At 70.5% G+C, this 8,954-nt stretch carries 10 protein-coding genes, 1 pseudogene and 2 CRISPR repeat arrays; of the genes and pseudogenes, 4 read left to right on the plus strand and 7 right to left on the minus strand.

What is annotated here, in order from left to right; genetic code table 11:
* Positions 1–26: 26 nt before the first annotated feature.
* Positions 27–2,123, plus strand: a complete 2,097-nt coding sequence (locus LPU43_RS22685; protein ID WP_229402518.1) for a prolyl oligopeptidase family serine peptidase — start codon at positions 27–29, stop codon at positions 2,121–2,123.
* 18 nt (positions 2,124–2,141) lie between these two features.
* Here the strand turns inward: LPU43_RS22685 and LPU43_RS22690 are convergent, their stop codons facing one another.
* The gene (locus tag LPU43_RS22690; protein ID WP_229402519.1) at positions 2,142–3,068 is read right to left on the minus strand and encodes an NmrA family NAD(P)-binding protein; all 927 of its coding nucleotides are present in this window, start codon (positions 3,066–3,068) and stop codon (positions 2,142–2,144) included.
* Between the two features lie 62 nt (positions 3,069–3,130).
* Here LPU43_RS22690 and LPU43_RS22695 point away from each other — a divergent pair, with 62 nt between their 5' ends.
* Entirely contained in the window at positions 3,131–3,727 is a 597-nt protein-coding gene (locus tag LPU43_RS22695; protein ID WP_229402520.1) for a TetR/AcrR family transcriptional regulator, read from the plus strand.
* 352 nt (positions 3,728–4,079) lie between these two features.
* Positions 4,080–5,626: direct repeats of the CRISPR family, unit length 28 nt; unit sequence GGATCACCCCCGCGTGCGCGGGGAACAG.
* A 61-nt stretch (positions 5,627–5,687) separates the two neighbouring features.
* Here the strand turns inward: LPU43_RS22695 and LPU43_RS22700 are convergent.
* From LPU43_RS22700 to LPU43_RS22715, 5 genes and pseudogenes are all read right to left on the minus strand, one after another.
* Entirely contained in the window at positions 5,688–5,903 is a 216-nt protein-coding gene (locus LPU43_RS22700) for a DUF397 domain-containing protein (RefSeq protein ID WP_229402521.1), read from the minus strand.
* A 13-nt stretch (positions 5,904–5,916) separates the two neighbouring features.
* A pseudogene (locus tag LPU43_RS28805) lies at positions 5,917–6,066 on the minus strand (XRE family transcriptional regulator); the annotation flags it as partial.
* A 36-nt stretch (positions 6,067–6,102) separates the two neighbouring features.
* Positions 6,103–6,435: direct repeats of the CRISPR family, unit length 28 nt.
* A 213-nt stretch (positions 6,436–6,648) separates the two neighbouring features.
* Positions 6,649–6,849, minus strand: a complete 201-nt coding sequence (locus LPU43_RS22705) for a DUF397 domain-containing protein (protein WP_229402522.1) — start codon at positions 6,847–6,849, stop codon at positions 6,649–6,651.
* Positions 6,842–7,747 carry a helix-turn-helix domain-containing protein gene (locus tag LPU43_RS22710; RefSeq protein WP_229402523.1) on the minus strand — a complete coding sequence of 302 codons (906 nt, stop codon included), beginning with the start codon at positions 7,745–7,747 and terminating at the stop codon, positions 6,842–6,844. The genes LPU43_RS22705 and LPU43_RS22710 overlap by 8 nt, the downstream gene beginning before the upstream one ends.
* A 197-nt stretch (positions 7,748–7,944) precedes the next feature.
* Entirely contained in the window at positions 7,945–8,091 is a 147-nt protein-coding gene (locus LPU43_RS22715; RefSeq protein ID WP_229402524.1) for a hypothetical protein, read from the minus strand.
* Here LPU43_RS22715 and LPU43_RS22720 point away from each other — a divergent pair.
* Both LPU43_RS22720 and LPU43_RS22725 read left to right on the plus strand, forming a co-directional pair.
* Entirely contained in the window at positions 8,090–8,404 is a 315-nt protein-coding gene (locus tag LPU43_RS22720; protein ID WP_229402525.1) for a DivIVA domain-containing protein, read from the plus strand. The two genes, LPU43_RS22715 and LPU43_RS22720, sit on opposite strands and share 2 nt — an antisense overlap.
* Entirely contained in the window at positions 8,401–8,655 is a 255-nt protein-coding gene (locus LPU43_RS22725) for a hypothetical protein (RefSeq protein ID WP_229402526.1), read from the plus strand. Before LPU43_RS22720 ends, LPU43_RS22725 begins: the two co-directional genes overlap by 4 nt.
* A 38-nt stretch (positions 8,656–8,693) precedes the next feature.
* On the opposite strand, the gene LPU43_RS22730 is transcribed toward LPU43_RS22725, so the two are convergent.
* Positions 8,694–8,954, minus strand: a 261-nt coding sequence (locus LPU43_RS22730) for a type II toxin-antitoxin system VapB family antitoxin (RefSeq protein WP_229402527.1), incomplete at its 5' end; no start/stop codon positions are given.

Genomic DNA, 8,954 nt, shown 5'->3' on the forward strand with positions numbered 1-8,954 from the left:
GTTGACGGGTCGGGGATAGTGGCACCGTGGCGAGGCTGATCGATGAGCATGACGACCCGTACCTCTGGCTGGAGGACCTGGACGGCCCGGACGCCGCCGGATGGGTGCGGGACCGCAACGCCGAGACCCTGGCCGGGCTGACCGGGGGCGAGCGTTTCGCCGCCCTGCGGGACGAGCTGCGGCAGGTGCTCGACTCGGACGAGCGCATCCCCTATCCCGGCTGGCGCGGGGACGGCTTCTACTACAACTTCTGGACCGACGCGGCGCACCCGCGCGGCGTGTGGCGGCGGACCACCCCCGACGGGTACGGCCGGCCCGAGCCCGAGTGGGACGTGCTCCTCGACGTCGACGCGCTGGCCGCCGAGGAGGGGGAGAACTGGGTCTGGAGCGACGTGACGGTGCTGCGCCCCGGCTACGAGCGCGCCCTGGTCAGCCTCTCCCGGGGCGGCTCCGACGCGGTCGTGGTGCGCGAGTACGACCTGGTCGACCGCGCCTTCGTCGCCGACGGGTTCACGCTCGCCGAGGCGAAGAGCACGGTCTGCTGGATCGACGCCGACCACGTCTACGTGGGCACCGACTTCGGGCCCGGCTCGCTGACCACCTCCGGCCACCCCCGCACGGTCCGCCGGTGGCGGCGGGGCACGCCGCTGTCGGCGGCCGAGGTCGTCTTCGAGGTCGAGGTGGACGACATCGAGGCGTACGCCTGGCACGACCACACGCCCGGCTTCGAGCGCACCTTCGTGGGCCGCCGCCTGGACTTCTACCGCACCGAGACCTACCTGCTCGCCGGGGTCGGCGAGCGGCTGCGGGTCGACGTGCCGGAGGACGCTGGCTGGGACGCGCACCGGGAGTGGCTGCTGATCCGGCTGCGCTCGCCGTGGACGGTGCAGGGCGTCACGCATCCGGCGGGCGCGCTGCTGGCCGCCCGGTTCGACGCCTTCCTCGCCGGCGAGCGGGATCTGGCGGTGCTGTTCACGCCCGACGACCGCACCGCGCTGAGCGGCCACGCGTGGACCCGCGACCACCTGATCCTGTCCACCCTCGCCGACGTGCGGAGCCGGCTGGAGCTGCTGACCCCCGGCGCGGCGGGGTGGCGGCGGGAGCCGCTGCCGGGCGTACCGGACTCCGGCCACAGCCGGGTGGTGGAGACCGACCCCGACACCGGCAACGACTACCTGCTGGTGTCCGAGGGGTTCCGGCACCCGGCGACCCTGCGGCTCGGGCGGGTCGGTGGCCCGGTCGACGCGCTCAAGCGGGCGCCGGCGTTCTTCGACGGGGACGCGCTGACCGAGCGGCAGTTCTTCGCCACCTCGGCGGACGGCACGCGGGTGCCGTACTTCGTGGTCGGCGACGCGGGCGCGGCGGGCGGCCCGACCCTGCTCACCGGGTACGGCGGCTACGAGATATCCCTGACCCCGACCTACAGCGGCATCATCGGCCGGGGCTGGCTGGCCCGGGGCGGCACGTACGTGGTGGCGAACATCCGGGGCGGCGGCGAGTACGGCCCCCGCTGGCACCGGGCCGCGCTGCGGGAGAACCGACCCCGGGCGTACGAGGACTTCGCGGCCGTGGCCACCGACCTGGTGGCCCGGGGCATCACCACCCCGGAGCGGCTCGGCGCCGAGGGCGGCAGCAACGGCGGGCTGCTGGCGGGCGTGATGCTGACCCGCTACCCGGAGCTGTTCGGCGCGGTCGTCGCGCACGTGCCGCTGCTGGACATGCGCCGCTACCACCGGCTGCTGGCCGGCGCGTCCTGGATGGCCGAGTACGGCGACCCGGATGAGCCGACCGACTGGGCCTTCCTGCGCGGGTATTCGCCCTACCACAACGTCGACCCCGACCGGCCGTACCCGCCGTTCCTGCTCGCCACCTCCACCCGCGACGACCGGGTGCACCCCGGGCACGCCCGCAAGATGGCGGCCCTGCTGCGCGAGCACGGGCGCGAGGTGGCGTACTACGAGAACGTCGAGGGCGGGCACGGCGGGGCGGCGAACAACGAGCAAAGGGCGTTCTTCTGGGCGCTGACCCTGGAGTTCCTGTGGCGCAACCTGACCGGGCAGCCCGACCCGGCCGTGCCGCGCCAGCGCTCGGCAAGCTCTACCAGCCGGGACCGCGCGGTGTGATCGTTCGGCAGCGCTACATCAGTCTGCGGCGGGTGTGAGCGCGGTGGCGTGGTCGGCGGCCCACTGGCGGAAGGTTCGCGCCGGCCTTCCGAGCAGGTCGGACACCGTCGAGGTGACGTGTGCCGGGCGGCCCAGCGCGGCGTTCCAAGCGGCCAGCAGCATCTCCACGGCCGGGCGCGCGGCCTCCGGGGCCTCGCGTCGGAACTCGTCGGGCGGCATCTCCTCGAACGTGAGCCGGCGGCCCAGCGCGTCTCCGATGATGCGCACCTGCTCGGCCTGGGTGAGCGACTCGGGGCCGGTCAGGACGTAGTCGCCGCCGACGTGTCCGCTCTCGCGCAGGGCCCGCGCGACGACCTCCGCCACGTCTCGATCGTCGACCGGGGCCGTCTCGGCCGCGCCGTACGGCCACCGGACCACGCCGTCCCCACGGATCGCGGCGGCCCACCAGAACAGGGCGTTCGATGCGAACATCCCCGGCCGGACGATCGTCGATTCGACTCCGCTGGCCGCGATGAGCCGCTCGATTTCGGCGTGCAGCGCCGCCATCGGGTTCGGCTGCTGGAAGAACGGGTGCGGGGTCCGGTGCGGCGCGGACAGGTAGACGACCCGCTGCGTGTGGGCGGCCAGCCGGTCGACGACGGCCGCAGCGGTCTGCGGCGGGGCGGTCCAGACCAGGAAGACCGTGCTGACGGCGTGCAGCGCGGCATCTAGGGATTCGGGCGCGGTGAGATCGCCGGTGACGATCTCGACGTCGGCGGGCAGCGTCGCCGCCGACTCGGGGCGGCGCACGAGGGCACGGACCGGCACGCCCGCGTCGGTCAGCAGGTCGACCACGGCGCGCCCGATGCGCCCGGTCGCCCCGGTGACGAGCACCGGAGGTGCGGTGGCAGTCATGGCGTCCGCGCCGGCCTGGGCGGAGTGGAGCGGGTGTTGGGGGCTGTTCATAATCCCATTGAAGCGTTACCAGGTTAAATTCACAACCGAGTAACGGATGTTACCGTGATGCGGTGAGTGAGCCGGTCGGGCTGCGGGCCCGCAAGAAGGTACGAACCCGGGAGGCAATCGCCGATACGGCGATCTCGCTGTTCCTGGCGCGCGGGTTCGACCAGGTGTCGGTGTCCGACATCGCCGCGACGGCCGAGGTGTCGAAACCGACCCTGTTCCGGTACTTCGCCACCAAGGAAGACCTCGTCCTGCACCGCTTCGCCGACCACGGCGGTGAGGCCGCCCGCGTGGTCCGCGACCGGGCCCCCGGCATCGCGCCGATCGCGGCGCTGCACCGGCACTTCCGGGCCGGTCTCGATCGCTTCGAGCCCGTCACCGGCCTCAGCGACCATCCCGAGGTGGTGGCGTTCCACCGTCTGGTGTTCACCACTCCGAGCCTGGCGGGACGGCTCCTGGAGTACATGCTCGCCGACGAGGACGCCTTGGCCGCCGCCCTCGACCCGGGTGTCCGGGGCCGACTGCAAGCCGCCCAGGTGATCGCGGTCCAACGTGTGCTGGCCCGGACCAACTGGCAGAAGATCGCCGACGGGCGGACCGCACGCGACGTGCACCCCGAGGCGGTCGCCGACGCAGACCACGCCTTCGCCCAACTGGGTTAGGCAACGGGCAGTCCCTAGCCTGCTGCGCCTCTGGCCAGTGCCGTCGACCGGGCTCACCCCACTATGGTCGGCTGGGGCCTGGGCCGGAGTCGGTGACTGTGGGTGATCTGTCCGACCCGGGGTCGTTGTGTTCGGGCGCTAATGGAGCTGCCCGCACAAACGGGGCGCTCCGTCGGATCACCCTCGCATACCGGGGAACAGGAGAGGGCTGGCCCACTGGTATGTGCTGCGGCCGGATCACCCCGCATGCGCGGGGAACAGAGGAACATGCGGCCGTCGTTCGGCACCTGGTGGGGATCACGCCTGCGCGCGGGGAACAGCGCCGAGGCCGATACTGCGTCGGCGGTCCATGGGATCACCCCCACATGCGCGGGGAACAGAACCTGTCGGCCGTGTGCGCCACCGCCCACCTGGGATTACCCCCGCGTGCGCGGGGAACAGGCCAGGGAGGCGGGCGGCGATGCGGTGGTGGAGGGATCACCCCCGCGTGCGCGGGGAACAGCGCTGGCTCGACGGCGTCAGCACCGTCAACCGCGGATCACCCCCGTGTGCGCGGGGAACAGTCCACGGCGGTGTCGCTGTTGAAGAACCGTTGGGATCACCCCCGCGTGCGCGGGGAACAGAAGTCGGACCTCCTCGGTGCTTTGCCGGTGGACGGATCACCCCCGCGTGCGCGGGGAACAGGACACCGCAGCACCTCTGGGGGAGGTGCTCCCGGGATCGCCCCCGCGTGCGCGGGGAACAGCACCCACCGCTGACCATCACCGGCAGCGTGGCGGGATCACCCCCGCGTGCGCAGGGAACAGACGCCCCCGTCGGCCATGGCGATGTGGATGTGGGGACCACCCCCGCGTGCGCGGGGAACAGGGGACGGCGGACGACCTTCAGGAGGCGGATCACCCCCGCGTGCGCGGGGAACAGCGTCGGCAGGCGGCCCCGGTGTAGTGCCACGCCGGATCACCCCCGCGTGCGCGGGGAACAGGGCGGGGAGCTGGCAGACCGGCGTGTCCGGGATGGGATCACCCCCGCGTGCGCGGGGAACAGAACCGCTTGTACCAGAGGCCGACGTACTCCCGCGGATCACCCCCGCGTGCGCGGGGAACAGCTCCCCGGTGTTCGCCCGCAGCACCCGGCGGCGGGATCACCCCCGCGTGCGCGGGGAACAGCTCCCCGGTGTTCGCCCGCAGCACCCGGCGGCGGGATCACCCCCGCGTGCGCGGGGAACAGCGTTCCATCCTGCGGCATACCAGCCGCTAACCGGGATCACCCCCGCGTGCGCGGGGAACAGGATTTCTTCAAACAAGAAGAGCTCATCGAGTCGGGATCACCCCCGCGTGCGCGGGGAACAGGCAGACCTCACGGACGTCGCGGCGGCGCACCGGGGATCACCCCCGCGTGCGCGGGGAACAGGAATCCCGTTCATGGGACAGGATTCTGACACGGGGATCACCCCCGCGTGCGCGGGGAACAGACCGACGGCGACGGGCAGTTGCCGCTGTTCTGGGGATCACCCCCGCGTGCGCGGGGAACAGCGCCTCATCGCCTTCGGTGTCGACGAGCAGCCGGGATCACCCCCGCGTGCGCGGGGAACAGCCGTCGCGGAGCACCGGCACCAGCGAGGTGACGGGATCACCCCCGCGTGCGCGGGGAACAGCGACCCTCCCCGGCCCCCAAGCCGACGACCTCGGGATCACCCCCGCGTGCGCGGGGAACAGGTCCGGGCGGGCAAGCTGGTCCACGTCCGGGCGGGATCACCCCCGCGTGCGCGGGGAACAGCGACCCGCCACCGGCCCCGGCTCCGCCCCCCGCGGATCACCCCCGCGTGCGCGGGGAACAGCTCCACGCGAGACAATCGCGCGGAGACGGTCACGGATCACCCCCGCGTGCGCGGGGAACAGGCTTTTTGACCTGCGGGTTTATAGATCAACTGTGCGGATTTTGTTCACTCGAATCACCAAGATCAGCTCTGGGGCTTGGTGGATGGCTGGGCTTTGAGTCCTTCGAGGAAGGTGGTCCAGGACTTCGGCGTGAAGGTCAGCACCGGCCCGGTCGGGTTCTTGCTGTCCCGTAGTCCGACCCCGCCCGACAGGTCGTCCGCGACCTCCACGCAGTCACCCGAGCCATTGCTGCGAGTGCTCTTTCGCCAGGTCGCGCGGGTCGTGTCGACCTCGTCCACCCGAGCCGTCCTCTCATAACCCGTCGATCGCCTCCCGGATCAGGTCGCGCGACTCCCGGGCGCTCGCCGCCGTGGCGACGAGGTGCTCGAAGACGCGGCCGTGCTCCCTAACCTGTTGGCCTTCGAGGTCGAGGCTACCCGCGCGAATCTCGACGTAGTTGACGCAAGGACTTCGAGATGCCGAAGGGAGCCAGGCGAGAGATCATCCCCGCATGCGCGGGGAACACCAGAACGACCTCCAGCGCGGCGTCATCGAGACGGGATCACCCCCGCATGCGCGGGGAACACACGGGCCCGCCGATCAGGATCAGCAACAGGTGGGGATCACCCCCGCATGCGCGGGGAACACACCGACCTGCTCGACCCGGGCCCGCAGGTGACCGGATCACCCCCGCATGCGCGGGGAACACGGGGGGCGTCGATCCTACGGCGTGCGCTCTAGCGGATCACCCCCGCATGCGCGGGGAACACGTCGTCTACACGATCCCGCAGGTCGCCGGGCAGGGATCACCCCCGCATGCGCGGGGAACACGCTTCTTGACCTGCGGATCTATAGATCAACTCGGCTGATTTTGTTCACTTGGCCTACCAAGATCATCGCAATCCGCGTCGGTGATCTGCCATAGCCAGCCGGTCTGGCGCAGCTTATGCGGTGGGTGTCCGCAACTCCCGTACGAGCAGAGCTGTCCCTTGATTGCGAGGTGGTATCAGATCTGTTGGTGGCGTCCTCGGGCGGGTGGCAGGCTCACTTGCTGGGCGGCTCCGTCTTGACCCCCTTGACGAAGGCGGCCCACGACCTCGGTTCGAGGATCAGCACCGGCCCCTCCGGGTCCTTGCTGTCGCGTAGGCCGACGACGCCGGGCAGGTTGTCGGCGACCTCGACGCAGTTGCCGCCGTTGTTGCTACGGCTTGACTTGCGCCACAGTGCACCGGTCAGTTCAGCCACGGGAGTACTCCTCTGCGATCTGCTGGATCATGTCCTTCGACCGATCCTCACTCAAGGCCCGACCCGTCATGTCGACCCAGAGGGCGTCGTAGGCAGCCGTTTCGTGGGGCTTGTCCAGGTAGATCGCGCCGGTCGCGGCCTCCAGGTACACCACTGGTGGCTCCACCTCCTGGCCTCTGCTGTCCTCGGGGAACTGAAGGACCGAGAAGGCTCCGGCCATTGCCCCGGCGTGCAGCCCGGCGGAAAAAGGTAGAACCTGGACCACTACGTTCGGTAGCTCTGCGGCCTTCAGGATCTGATGTAGTTGTTCGGCCATGAGAGTGCCTCCGCCGACGGGTCGACGCAACACGGCCTCGTTGATTATCACGCTGAGTTGCGGAGCGGCGAAGCGGGTGAGCAGGCCCTGTCGTTCCACTCGGAGCTGGATCGCGCGTTGCTGTTCCTCGCCGTCGCTGGCGTCGATCGCGCCGCCGGGCATCCTGAAGACGTGTTCGGCGTACGCGCGAGTTTGAAGTAGGCCCGGAACCAGCTCTGCCTCGTACTGCCGGATGTTGGATGCCGCAGCCTCCAGTCCGATGTATAGCTGGAACCATCGCGGCAGGCCGGAGCCCACGTAGTCGTGCCACCAGTTCTTGTTCTCGCGGGTTGCGGCCGTCATCGCGAGAAGTAGTTCTCGGTCCTCGGCGGTTGCTCCGTAGAGATCGAGCATCTGCTGAACATCGGCCTGCCGGAAGCGAACGTGCTCGGCCCCGTTCTCGATCCGGTGCATGGTCGCCCGTGCCCGGTCCAGGCGCTCGGCGGCTTGCTCCATCGTCAGTCCCGCTGCCTTGCGGAGTAACTCGAACTTGCGCCCGATCTGCCGCCGCAGCATGGTCGAGCCGGCCACCGACTGTGACATTCGTAGCCTCCTGCCGTTGTGACCCGTCAACACAGGTCCGTCCAATTGAAGCGCGGTGCTGTGTCAGAAGCAATAGACACGTCACTGAAGGTATATGCCGGAAGCTATAGATCATCAGAGGCAACGCTATTGAGATGTTGCAATCAGGCTGGCTCGGTGCTTCACCGCCCCTGCGGCCGTTGTGGAGTTCGCGCTGTTCAGCGGCCATGTATGGCCCTGCTGCCGTACTGCTGCTGGTTGAAGGCTGCGGTGGTAGGTGCCGGGGTGGGTCCGCCGGTGCGCGGCGGGCCGGTGGGCCCGCCCTTCCACAGGTCGATCTCAATGGCGAGGGGCAGGTCTGTCATGCGCGTCTTCTTCCGCCGGGTCCGGCATTGTCGGCCGCCGGTCCCCGGGCCGGGTGGACACCTCCGGGCGACCCACCGCCGGCTGCTGCCGTGGCAGGTGCGCGAGCAGCGGTTCCGGTCGGCCCGGTTCGGCCGGCGCGGGGTCGACCCTCGGGAGGTGCAGGAGTTCCTCGACCGGGTGGCCGGTGAGTTGGCCGCCGTCTACGACGAACTCGCGCGCAGTCGCCGGGAGGTGGGCCGGGTCAAGCTGGTGCTGGGCCAGTTGCAGTCCGAGCGGGGGCAGGCCCGCGACGACCGGGGGTGGGAGCGGTGAGCGACCGTTGGGTCATCCACCTGTCGGTGGTCGCGAACGACCTGCTCTCCGCCCAGCGGCTCGCCCGGGTGGTGGCGCACTGGACCCGCGTGCTGCCGCAGACCGAGCCGGGGAGCACCACCGTCTCGGCGGAGGACGACCAGAACGTACGACACTGGGTCTTCTGCGACCGGATCATGCCCGGTCGCGGGCGGTGCCAGCTCCGGCCCGAGCACGACGGCGAGTGTTCCCGGCGGCCGAGGCTGCGGTGAGGGTCGGGGCCACCACGGCTTGGGCGAGGGCGGCGCGGTCAGTCCGCAGTGCCGGACGGGACCACCGAGGTGGTGGCCTGACCGGCGATGGCGGTGATCATGTCGTAGTCGCCGTCGTGTGGCCCCGTCAGGTCGGGCAGAGCGCCGCTCTTGAGCCAGTCGGCGAACTCCCGGCGCTTCTCCCGATCGACCGCCGCCTTCAGTGCCGCGTTGACGGTGGCCTTCTTGGTGGTCGTACCGAAAATCTTCGCCGCCTCGTGGAGCAGTTCGTCGTCAACGTCAAGGATGGTTCGGGACAC

The organism is Micromonospora okii (assembly GCF_020884795.1).
Classification (GTDB): Bacteria; Actinomycetota; Actinomycetes; order Mycobacteriales; family Micromonosporaceae; genus Micromonospora; species Micromonospora okii.

Excerpts from the sequence above, each read along its gene's own strand:
- LPU43_RS22690 (WP_229402519.1), bottom strand. The coding sequence starts at position 3,068 with ATGAACAGCCCCCAACACCCGCTCCACTCCGCCCAGGCCGGCGCGGAC.
- LPU43_RS22715 (WP_229402524.1), bottom strand. The coding sequence starts at position 8,091 with ATGACAGACCTGCCCCTCGCCATTGAGATCGACCTGTGGAAGGGCGGG.
- LPU43_RS22710 (WP_229402523.1), bottom strand. The coding sequence starts at position 7,747 with ATGTCACAGTCGGTGGCCGGCTCGACCATGCTGCGGCGGCAGATCGGG.
- LPU43_RS22720 (WP_229402525.1), top strand. The coding sequence starts at position 8,090 with ATGCGCGTCTTCTTCCGCCGGGTCCGGCATTGTCGGCCGCCGGTCCCC.